General features: G+C 39.4%; 22 protein-coding genes and 2 tRNA genes. 15 read left to right on the top strand and 9 right to left on the bottom strand.

The features are described from left to right. Positions 1-100: 100 nt before the first annotated feature. A tRNA-Thr gene (locus H8744_RS11685) sits at positions 101-174 on the top strand. A 198-nt stretch (positions 175-372) separates the two neighbouring features. Continuing rightward, entirely contained in the window at positions 373-597 is a 225-nt protein-coding gene (locus tag H8744_RS11680; protein ID WP_262434994.1) for a winged helix-turn-helix domain-containing protein, read from the top strand. Positions 598-914: 317 nt separating this feature from the next. On the opposite strand, the gene H8744_RS11675 is transcribed toward H8744_RS11680, so the two are convergent. Next, positions 915-1595 carry a hypothetical protein gene (locus tag H8744_RS11675; RefSeq protein WP_262434993.1) on the bottom strand — a complete coding sequence of 227 codons (681 nt, stop codon included), beginning with the start codon at positions 1593-1595 and terminating at the stop codon, positions 915-917. Positions 1596-1987: 392 nt separating this feature from the next. On the opposite strand from H8744_RS11675, the gene H8744_RS11670 reads away from it, so the two are divergent. The 8 genes from H8744_RS11670 (at position 1988) to H8744_RS11635 (ending at position 8536) form a co-directional block, all read left to right on the top strand. Further along, positions 1988-3307 carry a tyrosine-type recombinase/integrase gene (locus H8744_RS11670; RefSeq protein WP_262434992.1) on the top strand — a complete coding sequence of 440 codons (1320 nt, stop codon included), beginning with the start codon at positions 1988-1990 and terminating at the stop codon, positions 3305-3307. 186 nt (positions 3308-3493) lie between these two features. After that, complete coding sequence (locus H8744_RS11665; RefSeq protein ID WP_262434991.1) at positions 3494-4612, top strand: hypothetical protein; 1119 nt, start codon at positions 3494-3496, stop codon at positions 4610-4612. Positions 4613-4867: 255 nt separating this feature from the next. Continuing rightward, positions 4868-5194, top strand: coding sequence for an excisionase family DNA-binding protein (locus tag H8744_RS11660; RefSeq protein ID WP_262434990.1), 327 nt, complete (start codon positions 4868-4870; stop codon positions 5192-5194). Positions 5195-5197: 3 nt separating this feature from the next. After that, positions 5198-5527: a hypothetical protein gene (locus H8744_RS11655; RefSeq protein WP_262434989.1), complete on the top strand. Its 330-nt coding sequence runs from the start codon at positions 5198-5200 to the stop codon at positions 5525-5527. Then, the gene (locus H8744_RS11650; protein WP_262434988.1) at positions 5524-6645 is read left to right on the top strand and encodes an AAA family ATPase; all 1122 of its coding nucleotides are present in this window, start codon (positions 5524-5526) and stop codon (positions 6643-6645) included. Before H8744_RS11655 ends, H8744_RS11650 begins: the two co-directional genes overlap by 4 nt. Positions 6646-6779: 134 nt before the next feature. Further along, positions 6780-7847 (top strand): DUF6371 domain-containing protein, encoded by a 1068-nt coding sequence (locus H8744_RS11645; protein ID WP_262434987.1) that lies wholly within the window; start codon positions 6780-6782, stop codon positions 7845-7847. Positions 7848-7851: 4 nt separating this feature from the next. Next, positions 7852-8238 carry a RusA family crossover junction endodeoxyribonuclease gene (locus tag H8744_RS11640; protein WP_262434986.1) on the top strand — a complete coding sequence of 129 codons (387 nt, stop codon included), beginning with the start codon at positions 7852-7854 and terminating at the stop codon, positions 8236-8238. Between the two features lie 4 nt (positions 8239-8242). After that, on the top strand, positions 8243-8536 hold the full coding sequence (locus H8744_RS11635) for a hypothetical protein (protein WP_262434985.1): 294 nt from the start codon (positions 8243-8245) through the stop codon (positions 8534-8536). A 231-nt stretch (positions 8537-8767) separates the two neighbouring features. On the opposite strand, the gene H8744_RS11630 is transcribed toward H8744_RS11635, so the two are convergent. The 5 genes from H8744_RS11630 to H8744_RS11610 form a co-directional block, all read right to left on the bottom strand. Then, a complete protein-coding gene (locus H8744_RS11630; RefSeq protein ID WP_262434984.1) occupies positions 8768-9265 on the bottom strand; it encodes a hypothetical protein in 498 nt (165 codons plus the stop codon). Positions 9266-9500: 235 nt separating this feature from the next. Then, positions 9501-10118, bottom strand: coding sequence for a hypothetical protein (locus H8744_RS11625; RefSeq protein WP_262434983.1), 618 nt, complete (start codon positions 10116-10118; stop codon positions 9501-9503). Further along, entirely contained in the window at positions 10111-10278 is a 168-nt protein-coding gene (locus tag H8744_RS11620; RefSeq protein WP_262434982.1) for a hypothetical protein, read from the bottom strand. Before H8744_RS11620 ends, H8744_RS11625 begins: the two co-directional genes overlap by 8 nt. Before the next feature lie 453 nt (positions 10279-10731). After that, positions 10732-10965, bottom strand: coding sequence for a DUF2442 domain-containing protein (locus H8744_RS11615; protein WP_262434981.1), 234 nt, complete (start codon positions 10963-10965; stop codon positions 10732-10734). Next, positions 10962-11228 (bottom strand): helix-turn-helix domain-containing protein, encoded by a 267-nt coding sequence (locus tag H8744_RS11610; protein ID WP_262434980.1) that lies wholly within the window; start codon positions 11226-11228, stop codon positions 10962-10964. Before H8744_RS11610 ends, H8744_RS11615 begins: the two co-directional genes overlap by 4 nt. A 168-nt stretch (positions 11229-11396) precedes the next feature. Here H8744_RS11610 and H8744_RS11605 point away from each other — a divergent pair, with 168 nt between their 5' ends. From H8744_RS11605 to H8744_RS11590, 4 genes are all read left to right on the top strand, one after another. Continuing rightward, positions 11397-11561: a hypothetical protein gene (locus tag H8744_RS11605; protein WP_262434979.1), complete on the top strand. Its 165-nt coding sequence runs from the start codon at positions 11397-11399 to the stop codon at positions 11559-11561. A gap of 11 nt (positions 11562-11572) precedes the next feature. Beyond that, positions 11573-11746 (top strand): hypothetical protein, encoded by a 174-nt coding sequence (locus H8744_RS11600; RefSeq protein WP_159102447.1) that lies wholly within the window; start codon positions 11573-11575, stop codon positions 11744-11746. Between the two features lie 18 nt (positions 11747-11764). Further along, the gene (locus H8744_RS11595) at positions 11765-12097 is read left to right on the top strand and encodes an SH3 beta-barrel fold-containing protein (RefSeq protein ID WP_025833788.1); all 333 of its coding nucleotides are present in this window, start codon (positions 11765-11767) and stop codon (positions 12095-12097) included. A gap of 258 nt (positions 12098-12355) precedes the next feature. After that, positions 12356-12649: a hypothetical protein gene (locus tag H8744_RS11590; protein ID WP_262434978.1), complete on the top strand. Its 294-nt coding sequence runs from the start codon at positions 12356-12358 to the stop codon at positions 12647-12649. A gap of 334 nt (positions 12650-12983) precedes the next feature. On the opposite strand, the gene H8744_RS11585 is transcribed toward H8744_RS11590, so the two are convergent. The 3 genes from H8744_RS11585 to feoB all read right to left on the bottom strand — a co-directional run bounded on the left by H8744_RS11585 (position 12984) and on the right by feoB (position 15793). Further along, positions 12984-13055, bottom strand: a tRNA-Cys gene (locus H8744_RS11585). A gap of 51 nt (positions 13056-13106) precedes the next feature. Further along, positions 13107-13325: a hypothetical protein gene (locus H8744_RS11580; RefSeq protein WP_262434977.1), complete on the bottom strand. Its 219-nt coding sequence runs from the start codon at positions 13323-13325 to the stop codon at positions 13107-13109. After that, positions 13322-15793 (bottom strand): ferrous iron transport protein B, encoded by a 2472-nt coding sequence (gene feoB, locus H8744_RS11575; protein ID WP_262434976.1) that lies wholly within the window; start codon positions 15791-15793, stop codon positions 13322-13324. Before feoB ends, H8744_RS11580 begins: the two co-directional genes overlap by 4 nt. 161 nt (positions 15794-15954) lie before the next feature. On the opposite strand from feoB, the gene tilS reads away from it, so the two are divergent. Beyond that, positions 15955-17244: a tRNA lysidine(34) synthetase TilS gene (tilS, locus tag H8744_RS11570; protein WP_262434975.1), complete on the top strand. Its 1290-nt coding sequence runs from the start codon at positions 15955-15957 to the stop codon at positions 17242-17244. The last annotated feature ends 183 nt before the right edge of the window (positions 17245-17427 follow it).

The raw sequence follows: 17427 nt of genomic DNA, 5'->3' as shown, positions 1-17427 counted from the left end.
ACCAAAGATTTATCAAACATATGGCTCATCATCTTTTTTCCAAACCAGAATTTGGATTTACAAAAGAAATCATTACCTTTGCACCCGCTTAGAATGAAACGCCTCTTTAGCTCAGTTGGCCAGAGCACGTGATTTGTAATCTCGGGGTCGTTGGTTCGAATCCGACAAGAGGCTCACTTATCAAGAACGTTTTCTGTAAATCGGGAAACGTTCTTTTCATTTATTACTTATTTTCAAAATTCATTGATATTGCTTCGAAATATTCCGAAATAAGGAACAATTCAACTTCCCATACGTTCACTATGTAGCACAATAATTTACTTTTTTCGAATTATCTTTGTTATATCATCATCAATTAAAAATATAAGAATTATGGAAAAATCTAGAATTGGAGAAAACTCAGGAAAAGTGTGGCATGTTCTCAATAATATAAAAATAATATCCGTACATGAGCTTTGTAAAGTCACCAATTTAGCAACAGAAGATGCAATGTTAGCCATAGGCTGGTTAGCTCGTGAGAATAAAATCTTCATTGAAAAAAGAGGAGATAACATTTATATCAGAAATGGTTCAGAATCTCACTTTTGCTTTGGCTAAAATCGGAATATCCGATAAAGATTTAGCTTTATGGAGCTGACAAAATATTTAAATCCGTTTCACCCTCTTTGCAAACATTTAAGTCAGCTCCAAACGATTAGGTATCAAAAAAATTAAATCAAGCTTGATATAAATCTTTTCTTATTAGGATCAAAATCCTTTTTATCGCTTCCTTATCACCAGGTAGATTGGGTAAAAAAGATTTCCCTTGTTACTTAAATACTAAAGAGAGCAAATATTTGATGATTTTTATGGGAGACAATCATATTCCTCATTATATATATTGTTAATTATCAAACAATTAACAACTACATAGGCTATATCAACGCTGCTCTAAGTAAATCAAAACAACTTTTCAAATTATTTTCAGACAATATCGGGTTAAGATAACTACTGGTAGAAAAACATTTTTCATAGTTCGCTAATTCTGGCACTGCATTGATCCACTTCTTTCTACTTCTTAAAATAACAATAATAGCTCCGCGTTCGATAGCTCTTCCAACCAAATAAAAATTATACAATTGGGATTTTAGTTTTTGTTTAGAAATTCGTACCGGAAAATCTTTATACTTCATTGAATGATATGGAAAGAATTGAATCACAAAAATCGAATTTGCCACTTCTTCTTTACTGGATATAGCAATTAGTGGACTAAGCTTCTTTAACCAATAATCAGAAGATTCACAGTATTCCTTTTCCAAACAGAATAGTCGAAGGTTATCGACAGAGGATTTATGCTGGAGTTCATTTTTCCAAAAATGGGCATATCGTCTATAATAACCCTTTTCAAATTCGTTATTGTTAAATCCCGGGTTAAGAGCGAGCAGTACAATAGGTGCATCCACATATCCCATAAATGGAGCTGGAAAAATATCTGTGTGAATTTTATATTTATCACTAACCGACTTATTAAAATCTTCAACGACACTCTTATCGTCAGGTAAGATGAATGTACCTTTATCAAAGTCATCAATAATTTGTAACCAAGGATTCTCCATAATCAAAAAAAGCTTCATTTAAGCATTCACAATTTGCGATACAACTATCGCAAAATTACAACTCTAGTATTATTGCCCTAAACAAAACAAATATTTAAATTGGTCTTCAATCACCCCAATAAGAACCCGATTGAAAGCCATAAAAATTAAGATCCTTCAAAGTACTTAACTTTGAAGGATCTTAAAATAATTGTTGAGGTTCCTGGCGAACCTCTTTTTTATGCTTTCATTTGTTGTTTAGATAAAATCTAAATACTAATTTATTGATATTCAGTATGTATAATATTTTAATAACCAAATAAGACAAAGCGAAACAAAATTCTGTGGTAACACCATGGTAACAACGAAAAAGATTTTGTATCTTTGCATAGTGAATTTAAAATCAAACAATTATGGCAACATTCATTTTACGGTGTAAAGAGGAAAAAGGTACTGCAAACGTCTATGTTCGGGTTCATTCCAACAAACCCAAAATAAACCTGTGTGTATCGACTTGTTTAAGCGTTGATATAGAGACGTGGAACAAATCACAAAAGGACGTAAAACAGATGCTTAAATTCCGAAAAGAAGATCCGCAGCTGTGGAATAAGCTGGATTCTATTTCCGCAATGCTGGAATCATTCGTGAAGCAAGAAATAGCAATCACTTCGGAAATAGCAAAAGAACGTATTCACTCAATCGTGTACGCTGAACAAATCGCAGCCGAGAAAGAGCGTGCCGAGGCTGAAGCTAAAGCTCTGGAAGAAGAACAGGCAACTAACTTCAATGATTTTATATCCCAGTTCATTCGTGAGTGCGAAACCGGGAAACGAAAGAAGAAAGGCGGTACAACCAATGTCGCACCTGGAACAATTAAAAGTTACAAGGGTTTTCAGAGCCAGCTCAAGGAATACCAAGAAACCCGGCTACGGGTGATTGACTTCACAGATTTGACATTGGACTTTTATAACGATTTTCGGCTATTCTTAACTGATAAAGAATATTCCCCGAATACTATTGCCCGAATGGTGAAGATATGCAAAACCATCTGCTATGCTGCCGAACAACTTAAACTTATGGATGCAAAGAACGTTCGTTCCGGTTTTGATGTAATTTACAAAGATGTTGACAACGTCTATCTAACAGAAGAACGCATACAGGAACTTTACGAGTATGACCTATCCAACCGTCCGGCATGGGAGAAAGTAAAAGATGTGTTTGTAGTTGGTTGCCTGACCGGGCAGCGTGTTAGTGATTATAAGCGTATCAATTCAAAGATGATTGTAACTCTGACTGATGGGAACCGTTACATCAAACTAAAGCAAGAAAAGACCGGGAACACGGTTTACATACCTTTGGACTATCGGGTAGAATCCATCCTCAATAAATATAAGGGTGAATTACCAAAGGTTTATGACCAAAAGATTAATGACCATATCAAAGAAATTGGAGAGGCTTTAGGTTGGACGGAGACAGTAGAATTAGAAGAACAGCGGGGAGCAATGGAGTACACCGCAAAGAAACGTTTCTGTGACCTCCTTAAAACTCACACGTGCCGGAGAAGTCTTGCAACCAATATGCAAAAAGCAGGAGCATCCCTTAGCTCCATCATGGCAATAACCGGGCATAGTAGCGAACAGCAGTTAAAAACATACCTCAAACTTGATGAATCGGAAAAGAGTATGCTTGCTGCAAAGGAGAACTACTTTACTAAGTTAAGGATAGCAAAGTGATATAATGATGGGCGTTTCAGTTGGATATGTTATGCACAGCGATATTCCTCATACGGAAGTTGGTAGGCTGAACAGATACAAGAAGCCAGACATTGTAAAACTTATGAATAGATGAGTTTTTGGACGTTTATAATAATATGGTTGCTTCTTAGTGCAATCGGCAAAATAGGCAAGGAGGATTAAGATATGAACAAGACAATAGAAAATAGATTCTTTGGCATATTCATTCAAGGTGGTATTGCATCCATGTGCGTGGATGTACTTAGGAAAAAATACGATTTAGGTTCATCGAAAAGGAAAGATCCGCTTTTGGGTGAGTGGCAAGAATTTTACTTTAATGAGTTGTCACAAAAGATAAAAGAAGCGGAAGGGGCTTTGGAATTTGATGATAATGCCCTATTCTCCGAGATAGAGAACAATATCGAAGAAATAAAAAACAACCCTAAGGAATTGGATAAATATTGCGCAACCCTTCTGGCACCGTTTGCTGAGTTCCTAAGAATGGTTAGACCCATTAAACACCGAAAAAAAGAATGGCAAAAGAGAATGGAGGATGCGGAACTACTATTGAAGTCAAACAATGATGAGGATAAAGAGTTTGCCGAGGAACTAAAATTGCGTGCGAAAGAGGAAGAAGAACGACAGAAGGAAATAGAAATGGGATATTGGGAAATAACACAAATGGCTACCAAATGCCCACCAACAGAAAACTTTGACACTTATCTTGCTGAACGTCATGTTGAAGCCGTATTTAACTACATAATGCACATCTTAGATAATTATTCTATTAGGTTAGACTGGGTACTTGCCCAAAATGGCATAGACTTGATGCGGTTGCAAGAAGAATGCTCGATTTACTTGTTGGAGGATAGGCTTATGCCTCGTTACACCCACATTGCCGGGACAACAGAAATAGCACGAAAAGTTTTTGGCTCTTTAAGAGAACAGCAAGGGGCTTCTAAAACGGAGGAAGTTGCATCTGACAATCAGCCACCACAACATGAGCGTATTATCAATAAAGAAGAATTAAGAAACTATTTCAATAATGAATTTTGTGGAGTTAAACCGTCAATCGTCAATTACTTCAAGTACTTGATTGATGATTTGAAGATAGACAGAAACGGTAAAGATGCGGCTTGTATTGCAAAGCTGATTTATGAGAGCAAACACATGACAAATAAGCCTAACACGTTTTCTGCATGGCATAGAGCATTTTGCAATTTAGCCGACTTTCCATATGTAGAATATCGTCCAAACAAAATCAATACGGACAATATCAAGGAAAATTTCAAATATTTGCTGTAATTTTCTCGGGGATAGTATTAAGCTATCCCTTTTTTTATATCCCATTCCCAAGACAAATCCCCGTTTTGTTGCATTTGTCCCCTATAAATCCCCCGACATAATCCCGTATGTTTTTGATATATCACAGATATTTAAGCATTTAAAATTGAGGGATAATCCCCTTTTCTTGTGCCTGTAATGTTTGCTCTACTTTTGCATCAAGAAGCCGAGAGGTGCGCACCCAAGAGCTTCATAACAATTAAATTTTGATTGATTATGAACGAAAATTTTACTCTCACTTCAATGCAGATGCAACAGGCAGTAACGGCTATCGCAGCGTTATTTATGCCACTAATTCAGACAGCGGTAAAAGATGCAGTAGCCGATGTTATTGCTGAACAGCAGCGTGAACACGACAACCGTACTTATACCCGGCAAGAAGTTGCGGAGCTGTTGACAATTACTTTACCCACGCTGGATAAATTGGTAGCCAATGGAAAACTTACTTCAATTCGCTTAGGCAGAAGAGTAGTTTTTCCAGCCAAAGAAGTAGATGCCATTGTGGCAAGTGGTAAATCTCTTAAATACGTAAGAAAGGGCTAAGCTATGGTAGAAAAGAAGAAAGCTGCCATAACAGCAGCCCCCAAGAATACCACTACAAAAATAGAGAAAGACAATGACATAAACAAGGTGTTTAGATATTTTCTTTCTGAAACAGAAACCACTTTAGGCTGCATGGTTTTCACTGGTATATTAAGGAACAGCATTACTTTTTATGTGCGACAACTTGAACGGTTGGGATTATTGCAGGTTGTGTACCGCGCACCAGACAAGCGCACACACCGAAAGGCAAAGCACTATTCAAGCGATAAATCACAATGGATTATAAAGGATGCGCAACTTAATCTTTTCGATGGTAAGGAGGACAGAGTATGAGATATAATTTAAAAGAAGAACCGCAAGAAAATGCCGAAGTTATCAATCGGATAACAAGAGAATTTGACGAAAGGGCGCAAGATGATGCAGATCGTAAAATTGTGCGAGCATCCGATTTGCTGAAAAGGAAGGTACAAGAAATCCCGATGCTATTCGCCCCTGTTTTCCCACGAAAAGGAGTAGCCTTGTTTGCTGGAACATCTGATGCCGGAAAGTCTATGCTGCTTCGGAATATGGCTATCTCAGTGGCCACAGGACGAGATTTTTTGGGATGGAAATTCAAAGGTGTACACCGTTCTTGTATATTTGTCGCAACAGAAGATGATGAAGATGCTACATCTTATTTACTTGGTAAGCATGAAGAAAGGTATGGAGATGCTGCCGATGATTTGGAAAAACTTCGCTTTCTGTTTGATAGTGAAAACATAGTATCGGAACTTGACAAGGAACTAACGTTAGAACCTGCCGACCTTGTTATTATTGATGCCTATTCAGATGTATTTGACGGAAAGGAGCAAAACAACGCAGCGCAGACCCGTACCTTTATCAATAAGTTCAAGAACCTTGCAGGAAAGCACGACTGCTTGTTTCTGTTCCTTCACCACACTGGAAAGAGAACGGAAGACCTTGCACCTTCAAAAAACAATTTCCTTGGAAGCCAGTCCCTTGAAGCATCCGTTCGATTGGGTATAGAATTACGAGCAGACCGTAGCAATTCCGATTTACGTCATTTTTGCATCGTAAAAGGTAACTACCTCGGGAGCCAGTACAAACAATCCTCATTTGTCCTCAAAATGGATAAGAGCTTTACATTTACAGAAACGGGTGACAGAGTACCGTTTGAAGATTTGGCTTTGCCGAATACAGGGAAAAATCAGCCAAAAGGGAAACACCCGGAGGACTACACAAAGGAACAGCACCTTTCCTTTTTACGGGATGCAGTCCAATATCCAGTATCAAAAAATAAAATGACGAGTGCCATACAGGAGCGTTTCGGTGTCAGCGACCAACCTGCACGGAAATTCGTTGATTATTATATTGAAAAGGAGTTCTTGAAAGCAATAGAAGGTGGAACTTATCCAGTATATCAAATAAATGAAGGGGAACTTCCTTTTTGACGAAGGTATGGTATGGTACACTACCATAGTACCGCACCACAGATAATAAGGTGTGGTATGGTACTCCCCTTATAGGGAGTACTACCATACCATACCTTTTCTTTATCATCTGACTTTTTTAAAAACTTAAAATTATGGATAACTTTAGATATATTCTTCAACCATACAGACGTAGCAGTGACAGGCACATATGCCCTTCATGCGGTCACAAAGGAGAGTTCTCTTTTTACATAGACAGAGAAACAGGACAACCGCTTCACCCATCAGTAGGAAAATGTAACCGTGAGCAAAAATGCGGCTATCATTACAGACCATCCGAATTTTTCAAAGACAACCCGGATGCACGACCAAAGGACGACTGGAAACCAGACTATGTAATGCCAATGCCTCAGCAAGAAGCAAAGATTACATACCTGCCCAGTTCTTTTTTGATAGTTGACAACCAGCGTTCCCGAAACAACCTTTTTCGTTTTATTGCCGGAAAGTTCGGGATAGATAGAGCTACTTCTGTTTTTGATGCTTATAATGTCGGCACGTCTAAACATTGGCGCAATAATGATGGTGTCGCAACATCATTTCCCCAAATAGACCACAAAGGACGGTTGTGCCAAATTAAAGTCATGGCATACAACCCAACAACCGGGAAACGACTGAAAAAGCAGGATTATGCAGAATATTGGAATTTCGCCCGAAAGGAGTATGTAGGCGACAACAGGCCGCAGGATAAAATTTGGTTTGCAGGGAAAACACTATTAAACAACTATGATGCCCATTTAAGACAAACATTTTTCGGATGCCATCTTATTCCAAACGCTTCACGTATCGGGGTTGTGGAGAGTGAAAAAACAAGTCTGATATGTTCCATTTTGATGCCGGAGATAACTTGGATAGCAACAGGAGGATGCCAAGGATGTAAATGGACTGAGCCAGCCGTTTTTCAACCATTAATCGGCAAACGGGTAGTTCTTTACCCCGATAGTGGAATGCTGGCAAAATGGGAAGATAAAGCATCAATTTTACGCAATGGTGGTGTGAATGTTTCCGTAAGCCGGATATGTGAAGGATTGGCAGACAATACCGATGTGGCAGATGTTCTTTTGGAAAAGAAAATGCCAGTGGAAAAACCGCCCACGATAGGCGATATTTGTCAATGGATGAGCGAATTAAATATACCGAGAGGACGTATTACTTTTAATATTTGAAGCTATGGAAGTAGAAGTAATACACGGTCAGATCATCGCCAAGGCCAACCATTACCAAGCCGTGCCGGGAAAGTTCGGGCAAAAGCGCATTATCAAGGACGAGATTATAAGGGCTTATGAGCGTTCTTTCATGGAACAATGCAAAGTGTATCGCAACAGGCGCATTTCAAGCCGTTTCCGGCTCTTTGTCCGGGTGTGGCATAGTTCGGAACGCTTCGACCTTGACAACTCGCTAAAGACGCTCCTCGATTGTCTGCAAATGGCAGGAGCGATAGCCGATGACAAACTTTGCTATCAGATTGAAGCGGAAAAGCATTTGGATAAATATCGCCCTCGTATTGAGTTTGCAATACTGGAAGTAAACGAGCAGAAACAACTTTTTAATAATTGAAGATATGGAGTATAAAAAGATTATAGAACGGACAGACCGTTACGACATCGTGCAATGGGAATTTCAAGGAATGCCAATCACTTTCCGCTTATGGAAAGACGGCAGCGGAATTATAGAGATTAAAGTAGATAAGTACTTTGCCATCGCCAACGGCTACAAATCCGTCTCAGACATGGCAGAAAACACTATCGGTCAAGCAAAGTTCAACGAGATGTTCGGAGGTGTGCCGGAATGGATAAGGGCAACTGGGAACGGAGATCTCCTCTTTGTCGGACTGCCAAAGCACCTGCAAAATTAATTGTCAAGAACAAGGAGGACGGTTGCCGATTGGTAGCCGTTCTTTTTTCGCACCCTCACTAACGGAATGTTATGCAGGGTGTAAAACATTTAACACCCGTTGGCGTAAATGCTTGATTACCAATTTTAGGGGAATTTTCCCCCTTACAAGAAAATCCGTTAATTCCCGATATGCAGATCCACATATCCAAACTACAAAATTATAGTTTGGCGAAATCAGCACCCCTCACCTTCATGCGCCCGCAAGGGTTGCTCCTACCTCATCCACCAACTTTTGAAGGTACTCCAATCGCTTGCTGTAATCCTTGTAGTCGTGTTTATTATCCTTGTTTTTGCGGTAACGCTTTGTAGGCGGTATTTCAATAGAAGCAGGCTCTAACCGTCTATAATCACCTTCCACAATCATTTGGTAAGTTTCATCAGTCAACGTGCCGACCATCAAAGAAAGATGTTCTACTTTGCGACCAATCAAACAGCGTATCAGATAGATAAACATTGCAGATTTAAGAAAGAAAAGCACATGGTACTCATTCGCCTCATCTTGCAAGGTAACGCGCCAGTAGGGGAACCCGTGCCACTTAGTTTTTGATACAGATACAAGCTTACCCTCTATTTGCGTAAACTCCAGTTCCTGGTCTGCATAAGGCGGCACGCAACGCAACCGGCCACGTGAAACCCGGACATCGATAGGAACACCGCCAAAACATGGCATATCATCGTTTATGTTCATCGCCTTATCAATTAGACATATTAGACATTCATAGGGGTATGCCGATTTTTCAGCCAACCCGGTTTGAGAATTAAAAAGGGGAGTAACGTTTTGCTACCCCCCCCTCATTTGCGGATTACAAGCACTGGAGTTACCTCGCTCCCTCACACCGCTTTAGGTTCTTTCATCGTGCCGGCCATTCGGGATTTATTTAACGCTGCCCGGGCAACAGCTTGCTATAATGGAGATTTAGAGCCTATTCTCTAAGCTGGTCTAACAGGTAGGGGTTCGGCTGATACACTTCCCCCGCCTTGCGGTCATTTATGGTAATGTACCCTTGCCACCGTCCCCAGCATTCCACACACTCGGCAGAAGCGTTGTTAAGACGTATCTCTTTATCCAGATCGTTCAAGACCTTTGCAGCCTTCACACTCAACTCATACACTTTCTTTGCCTTGTCGTTGCCGTAGATGCTACAATGCTTTTTGAGTACTTCCTTTCCGTCCTTTGTCAGCGTACAAACACCGTCCACTATTTCGTTTGCATCAAACGACATTCCGAAAGGCTTGCTCAACTTCTTGTGTATCGCCAACACCTTTGCAGGAACACCGCCATCGGAGAACGGAGAAGATGCTTTAACGCTTTCGGGCGCATTACTCATCCATCGGTCATAGTCCGCTTTTGCTTTGCCTACAAGTTCACCCGCAAGGGATTCGGGTGCAGATAAGAAAGTTCTAAGTTGCTCGTCCGTAAGCTCGCCTGCAAGGAGTTTCAAGGCTGCAATGGCATTGTTCACTTGCTTTGAGTAGTCCTCATTATAGGAAATCTGCATTTGCAGTTTCTTCTCGTCCGTATAAATCAACTGATTATTCATTGTCGCCCCCTTTCTTCATTGATTGTTCGCAGATGCGCTTTTGTTCACCGAATACACTTGAAATAAAGTCCGGGTATTTCGGGAGTTGGCTTTCCCTTTCGTCCTGCATGGCTTCCACTATATCGTCAAAGTCATGCGTTTGTTGCTCTAAATTCTCCATTCCGTTATCCTTTTTAGTTTTACCTATCACAAAGATACGAATAAATAACGGAATTACAAATAATTACATTGTAATATTAAAGTAACACTTTAAACAAAAAGAGCCGTTTTAAGGCGTTATCTCAAAGCGAGGTTATAACTTGTATTGCCAAAGAGGAAAAAATGGCTTAGAGGGGCTGAGATGAAGCGAGAAAGGGCATAAGGACTATTTGCAGGATGGGGGCAAAAAGAAAAAGGGCAGGCTACTATTATTCACCTACCCATAGAACTGTTGCGATGCAAAGGTAATATTTCCTTTTGACATTCCAAAGTAATGCGCTGATTTTCACCAATGTCGGTTTTTGACCTATGGCTTCGGGGTGTCCCCCAAATTGGTGGTACTCGGAAAATTTCAAAAAAAATTTGGGAGAGGTCGGTTAAAATCCAAAAACCACCCATACCGGGGAGGGGGGGGCTAACATGGTGTGCCGTTCTCAAACAGGTATTCGGGGGCAATGTCCGCACCGTTCGCCCAAAAAACCGTGCCATCCACCCCGTAACGCTCAAACTCGCTTTCGTCTTTCAGCTCCTCAAAAGCCGGGTATTTTAAGAGCGGTGTTAAATCTACCTTTCTTCTTTCTCCGTTACTGAATGTGCATATAAGCGTATAGTTGCCCATGTATTCAGCCGATTCTACTAATAGTATCACGCCTTTTCTATTGTTGTCTTGATGGTTATCGGTTTACCGCAATAAGGGCAGGTTTCGCCCTTGGCTTCTTTTGTCACTTCTGCCGGTGATGCAAAGAGTTGCCACATAGGAACATCTAAGGCGGTGGCTATTTTTTCATACGATGTTATGTTTGCCGTTCCGTTTATTTGGGTGGATAGTGTAACTCTATTTAAACCCATTGTTTCGGCAAGTTCATTAATTGTAATTCCCTTCTCTTTGAGAATGTCTTTAATTCTATTCATACTTAATCCTTATTTGTTTCTACAAAAATAAGTAAAACTATTAAATGTAGTTAGTTTATGCTACAAAAGAATGTTAATTGCAGTGTTTTTGTGCTTCAAATACTTGTTTGTGTAGTATAAAGTAGCTACATTTGCAATACAATAATAAACCAATAAGATATAAGCCTTATGACAAGAGAAGATTTAAACCGGATGTGCAGAGAATACCAAGCGGTATTATTAATGAGCGAAACGGAAGTGTTCGCCATGTACGAAGAAAGCAAAGCGGAGTGCATGGCTTCTTATGAGGCTGAAATTGACTATTGGGAAAACTATTTCGGATACAACTATTAAAACATACGATTATGAGAACGAAAGACTTTCATTCACTGGAAACACTGATTTCCGCAGCGGTAAAGGTAGGGCACAACAAGCAGGAAGCAACCGAGATTATCGCAAAGAGCTATGACTACATTAAAAGGGTTTACCCTAACGTGTCCGCAAAGAAAGCGGTACACATTGCCTATGTAATTTACTAACCCCAAAACGCTAAGGATATGAGTACACAATTTAAAAGCCTGATGCGTGAAGTTATGCGCATGGCTTGGCAGATGGTCAAGAAGAACGGTTATTCAATGAGTGAAGCCCTTAAAACGGCTTGGATGAACATCAAACTCAAAGCAGCCATGAAAGAAAGAATAGTTAAATTCTACTTTCAAAAGGTGGACGGCTCGATACGTGAGGCTTACGGAACACTGAAAGAAAGTTTGCTACCCGAAAACAAGGGCACGGACAACCGAAAAAAGAGTGAGACGGTACAAGTGTACTTCGATACGGAGAAAAGCGAATACAGGTGCTACAAAGTGGCAAACCTCGTAAAGATAGCATAAAGTATTAACACGGTGGGTATGCCTCAACGTACCCACCACAAAGAAGAAAGGAAACATCATGTTTTTTATTTGTGTAGTGATATGGTTGCTTTGCGGAACTGCAAAGGAATTGACCGGGAAGAATGGTTTTTAAAGTGTGGGTTATGGAAATAGTTATCATGTTTCTTTCGTTGGCACTGGGAAAAGTGCTACACGACCACAATAAGAGATTCAAAGATTTTATAGACAAGGAAGATTATTAATAATACAAACTTTATTATGAGAACAAATACATCAGATTTGAGGAGCCAGGTAATTTCTTTAGCAGAAGAGCATGAGCAGGTTCTTAAGGAACTGAAAAACATACAATCCGTTACAGGATACATAAGCCGCCTGCTTGATGCGTACGGCATAATGTCTAGGAGGGTGGATGAACTTGAAAATGAAATACAGGAGATAAGACGTAACAACTCCAATGTAAACGCCTCAACAAGAAAGATAAAGGAAGCCGGGTACAGGATAGAAAAAACAAAGTTTCCTAATATGGAATTAGTATGGACGGGCAACAGATAACACCGCATACTACATCCCTGCGGACGGATTGAACGGCATCGGGTAGCGAGAACCCGGCAGGGAACGAATACACAGCTTTTGGCGGATCGTCCTGCTTTCCGATGCAGGATGCAGCAGGGGTTGATATATCAGAAAGAAAAGCCTACCTTTGTGAACAAATGCCATATTAGCATTTTAAATTCACTTTGGAGGTCGTGTTGTCGTGAGATAACGTGCCTCCTTTTTTATGATAGCAATAAATACGCCATGGTAACACTATGGTAACATTTCTTTGTTTTGGGCAAAAAGTAAAACGCTAACTACCTGTTTATCAGTAATTAGCGTTTTACCATTGAGGTTCCTGGCGGATTCGAACCGCCGTACACGGTTTTGCAGACCGCTGACTAAGCCACTCATCCAAGGAACCTTATTTCTCGTTTGCGGTTGCAAAGGTAGTACAAATTTTGAAACTACCAAACTATCCACAGCAATTTTTGTTTGAGTTTCCTTTGATTTCTTTACATTCCTGCTGTTTTTTTTCAAGCTGACGCTTTAATTCACAACCACTTGCACAACTTGCACAAGGATTATCATTATTTCTCACATGATGGAAAAATTTATAAAATCCATAAAAGATACGAATTATGCAAAGTAAAATCAAAAGAGCAACCGCCCATTCCTGCCAATTCCAACTCATAAAAATAATCCTCCTATCTGATAAACAGCAAAAGTTAACGCCCATGCCAGAACGGTTGTATACCCCGCAGTGAAAAGTGCCCATTTCCAACTTCCGGATTCCTGTTTGATAGCCACCAACGTTGCAATACATGGAAAATAAATCAAGACAAAAAGCATATAACAAAATGCAACAAACGGGGTTATCGGTATTCTCTCTGCCAAACTTACCGAGTCTGCATCAGCATCATTCGTATACAATACACCAAGTGTACTTACTACCAACTCTTTAGCACCTACTCCAGAAATCAAACCGATACCGAGTTTCCAATCAAAACCTAACGGCTTGATAACAGGTTCAATTGCTTTTCCAACTTGCCCGATATATGAGTTTTCCTGTTGCTCTGCTACGGTTGCATAGTCCTTATGATTGGGGTAATAGCCTAAAAACCAAATAATAATAGATGCAATCATTATTATTCCACCCATCTTGCGCAGATATTGCGCCCCTTTTTCCCAGGTGTGGCGTAAAATAGATTTCGATGTAGGCATTCGATAAGGCGGTAGCTCCATTACAAAAGGAGTATCATCCCCCTTCACCAAAAACTTACTGAACAGACGCGCCAATAACACTGCCAGCAAAATGCCAATGGCGTAAATTATCAATAACACAAAACTACCATTATTCGGGAAAAATGCTCCTACCAAAAGTAAATAGATAGGCAAACGCGCACTACACGACATTAAAGGATTGACAAGCATCGTAATAAGCCGACTTTTCCGGTTTTCAATGGTACGCGAAGCCATTATAGCAGGTACGTTACATCCAAATCCCATTATCAAAGGAATAAACGATTTACCATGAAGACCCATTTTATGCATAATCTTATCCATAATAAAAGCGGCACGCGCCATATAACCAGAATCTTCCATCAATGAAATGAAAAAATATAGTATGAGGATATTAGGAAGAAATACAATAACTCCCCCTACTCCACCAATAATTCCATCCACCAACATATCCTTCAATGGCCCCTCACTCATATTGTCCCGGATAAGATTACCAAACGCTTCTACCAACCATTCAATACCCATCATCGGATATTCACCAATCACAAAGGTCCCTTCAAACATGATATACATAAAAAGAAAGAAAATAGGATATCCCCAGATACGATGCGTTACAATCGTATCAAGCACTTTGGTTATTTGCTCCTTCTCCTGATGATTGTTTGTAAAGGTTTCTTTCAAAGCGCCACTAATAAAACCATATTTCGCATCCGTTATAGCCGATTCACTATCTTCATTCAACGTACTTTGTATACGTTTGGCCACTTTATCACGAATAGCAACCACAGTTTCCCCGTTAGGCAATGTCCTAATGAACTGCTCCACATCAGGATCATTTTCCAACAGTTTTATTGAAAGATAACGAGTAGAATATTTATGTCTTATAAACTCATTTCTAGATATCGCCTCTTTCACTGCATCAATCGCCTTTTCCAAATCAGGTCCATGATTGATATGTATATGACGATAAAATCCACGAGGATGATCGTTTTCCTCCTTATGGCTACCGAATTCATGATCCGGAACATAAGTTTTGTGCCAATCTCTCAGATCTTTTAATATTTCTGAACGAATTTCACCTTTTTGATCCAAGAAATCTCCCCCTTCATAGATACCGATAATGACATGAAATAGTTGATCGATTCCTTGTCCTTTGCGACTGACCGTCGGCACCATCGGAACTCCAAATAACTGACCAAGTTTCAAGTAATCCAAATCATTCCCACTAGCTTCCAGCTCATCGTACATATTCAGAGCCACCACCATGCGCACATTCATGTCAATCAGTTGTGTGGTCAAATAAAGATTACGTTCAAGATTGGAAGAATCAACAACATTCACAATTACATCCGGTGTCTCCTCGATAATATGTCTGCGAACATAGATTTCCTCCGGAGTGTATGCAGAAAGAGAATATGTACCCGGTAAATCGACTATTTTAAAATGATAACCTTGAAAATCAAAATATCCTTCTTTGGCATCTACGGTAACACCGCTGTAATTACCAACATGCTCATGCGCCCCTGAAGCCAGATTGAAAAGTGTAGTTTTCCCACAATTGGGATTACCAACCAACGCGACATTGATCGTTCTGCGTTTTCCAAGGGCAACTTGTTTCAATTTATTTCCTTCAGCACGGATACCTTCAAGCAAACCAGGATGATAATCAGATTCTTTAATGTGTTGCCTTGCTTCCTGTTCACTAATTATTTCAATCATATCGGCCTCTTGCCGACGGAGTGAAATTTCATAATCTAATACTTTATACTTAATGGGATCTTTGAGAGGTGCGTTCAGCAGTACTTCTACAGTTTTACCTTTGATAAAACCCATTTCCACAATACGCTTACGAAAGCCTCCATGGCCAAGTACTTTAACAATAACGCCCTTCTCTCCTGTTTTCAATTCGGACAAACGCATACCTTGTTCTCTATAATTTTTGCAAAGATAATAGATTAGTTCGGAGCTTACAAATTATTTAGAATGTTTTTAAATAGCGCATCTTTTCTACTAGGAAATTGTCTAACAGAAATCAACATAAAACTGACTTATTAATAAAAAGTAAACATTATCTTTGCACTATGTTAGAAAAGAAAATTGCAAAATATATCGATAATGAACACTTACTCTCCAAAGAAGATAAAGTGATCATAGCACTAAGCGGTGGAGCAGATTCGGTTGCTTTGTTACACGTCATGCATTCTCTTGGATATAAGTGCGAAGCGGCTCATTGCAATTTTCATCTCCGGGGGGAAGAGTCAAACCGGGATGAAACTTTCGTTCATGAATTATGTAAATCCATGCAAATACCTTTACACATCATTCATTTCGAAACCGAAAAATATGCCATTGAAAACAAAATATCCATTGAAATGGCTGCCAGGGAGCTTCGTTATCAATGGTTCGAAGAAATAAAAAAAGAAAGTGCAGCCAATGTTATCGCTGTAGCCCATCATCAGGACGACAGTGTAGAAACCTTACTACTAAATCTTATTCGTGGTACAGGACTTAGCGGCTTATTAGGAATACGTCCCCAAAATAAAGATATCATCCGCCCTTTATTATGTGTTAACCGTCAAGATATTATTGAATATCTAGGTAGTATCGGTCAAAACTATGTAACCGACAGTACTAACCTCGAAGATGAATATATCCGAAATAAAATACGACTAAACCTGATTCCACTAATGGAAGAGATCAATCCATCTGTGAAAAAAAACATTATTGCAACCAGTAATTACTTGAATGAAATAGAGCTTATATATAACAATGAAATAGAGAATGGAAAACAAAGAGTGTTAACAAAAGAAGGAATCCGTATCAGTGACCTGTTAAAAGAACCTGCACCCAATGCTTTATTGTTTGAGATTCTACATCCACTCGGATTTAATTCGGCTCAAATCCAGAACATCTTATCCTTATTATTAAAAGGACAAACGGGAAAACAGCTTATCAGCAAAGATGGCTGGAGAATTATAAAAGACAGGAATATGTTATTGATTCAACCAAAAGAGAATTTAGAAGAAACTCCTTTCCAACTCATTCGGGAAGAATTAATATACACAAAAGACTTCGTAATACCCCGTGAAAAAAATATAGCCTGTTTTGATGCGGACAAATTGGAAGATACAGAATTTACTATCAGAAAGTGGAGGAAAGGAGATACATTTGTTCCCTTTGGCATGAAAGGGCAAAAAAAGATTAGTGATTATTTAACCGACCGTAAATTATCGCTTATACAAAAAGAGCGTCAATATGTACTTTGCCAAAGAGATAAAATAATATGGGTCATAGGTGAACGCACGGATAATCGCTACCGCATAGACGATAAAACAAAAAGAGTTATAATAATAACAATGCGTGAAAAGTGAATGATATTGATAATATCCAATATGATCACTTTTCACGCATCGCTCAAAGCCTACTTAAATTCCATCCTATTTTCTTTACATAAATTCTTCTTGAATTCCCTATTTACACAAAAAACATAGCAGGCTATATGACGAATAAAAACGAGAAAACAAGCTGAGAAGAAAATCAAAAGAAGCTGAATA

The organism is Jilunia laotingensis, assembly GCF_014385165.1.
GTDB lineage: Bacteria > Bacteroidota > Bacteroidia > Bacteroidales > Bacteroidaceae > Bacteroides > Bacteroides laotingensis.
Note: the sequence above shows the minus strand (reverse complement) of the source record. Positions and strands in the feature narration are given on the sequence as shown.

What these genes read in the sequence shown, in the direction of transcription:
- H8744_RS11650 (WP_262434988.1), top strand. Translation starts at nt 5,524, where the DNA reads ATGAGATATAATTTAAAAGAAGAACCGCAAGAAAATGCCGAAGTTATC.
- H8744_RS11680 (WP_262434994.1), top strand. Translation starts at nt 373, where the DNA reads ATGGAAAAATCTAGAATTGGAGAAAACTCAGGAAAAGTGTGGCATGTT.
- H8744_RS11610 (WP_262434980.1), bottom strand. Translation starts at nt 11,228, where the DNA reads ATGAATAGAATTAAAGACATTCTCAAAGAGAAGGGAATTACAATTAAT.
- feoB (WP_262434976.1), bottom strand. Translation starts at nt 15,793, where the DNA reads ATGCGTTTGTCCGAATTGAAAACAGGAGAGAAGGGCGTTATTGTTAAA.
- H8744_RS11655 (WP_262434989.1), top strand. Translation starts at nt 5,198, where the DNA reads ATGGTAGAAAAGAAGAAAGCTGCCATAACAGCAGCCCCCAAGAATACC.
- H8744_RS11640 (WP_262434986.1), top strand. Translation starts at nt 7,852, where the DNA reads ATGGAAGTAGAAGTAATACACGGTCAGATCATCGCCAAGGCCAACCAT.
- H8744_RS11620 (WP_262434982.1), bottom strand. Translation starts at nt 10,278, where the DNA reads ATGGAGAATTTAGAGCAACAAACGCATGACTTTGACGATATAGTGGAA.
- H8744_RS11605 (WP_262434979.1), top strand. Translation starts at nt 11,397, where the DNA reads ATGACAAGAGAAGATTTAAACCGGATGTGCAGAGAATACCAAGCGGTA.
- H8744_RS11665 (WP_262434991.1), top strand. Translation starts at nt 3,494, where the DNA reads ATGAACAAGACAATAGAAAATAGATTCTTTGGCATATTCATTCAAGGT.
- H8744_RS11670 (WP_262434992.1), top strand. Translation starts at nt 1,988, where the DNA reads ATGGCAACATTCATTTTACGGTGTAAAGAGGAAAAAGGTACTGCAAAC.
- H8744_RS11660 (WP_262434990.1), top strand. Translation starts at nt 4,868, where the DNA reads ATGAACGAAAATTTTACTCTCACTTCAATGCAGATGCAACAGGCAGTA.
- H8744_RS11635 (WP_262434985.1), top strand. Translation starts at nt 8,243, where the DNA reads ATGGAGTATAAAAAGATTATAGAACGGACAGACCGTTACGACATCGTG.
- tilS (WP_262434975.1), top strand. Translation starts at nt 15,955, where the DNA reads ATGTTAGAAAAGAAAATTGCAAAATATATCGATAATGAACACTTACTC.
- H8744_RS11645 (WP_262434987.1), top strand. Translation starts at nt 6,780, where the DNA reads ATGGATAACTTTAGATATATTCTTCAACCATACAGACGTAGCAGTGAC.
- H8744_RS11625 (WP_262434983.1), bottom strand. Translation starts at nt 10,118, where the DNA reads ATGAATAATCAGTTGATTTATACGGACGAGAAGAAACTGCAAATGCAG.
- H8744_RS11595 (WP_025833788.1), top strand. Translation starts at nt 11,765, where the DNA reads ATGAGTACACAATTTAAAAGCCTGATGCGTGAAGTTATGCGCATGGCT.
- H8744_RS11600 (WP_159102447.1), top strand. Translation starts at nt 11,573, where the DNA reads ATGAGAACGAAAGACTTTCATTCACTGGAAACACTGATTTCCGCAGCG.
- H8744_RS11580 (WP_262434977.1), bottom strand. Translation starts at nt 13,325, where the DNA reads ATGAGTTGGAATTGGCAGGAATGGGCGGTTGCTCTTTTGATTTTACTT.
- H8744_RS11675 (WP_262434993.1), bottom strand. Translation starts at nt 1,595, where the DNA reads ATGGAGAATCCTTGGTTACAAATTATTGATGACTTTGATAAAGGTACA.
- H8744_RS11590 (WP_262434978.1), top strand. Translation starts at nt 12,356, where the DNA reads ATGAGAACAAATACATCAGATTTGAGGAGCCAGGTAATTTCTTTAGCA.
- H8744_RS11630 (WP_262434984.1), bottom strand. Translation starts at nt 9,265, where the DNA reads ATGAACATAAACGATGATATGCCATGTTTTGGCGGTGTTCCTATCGAT.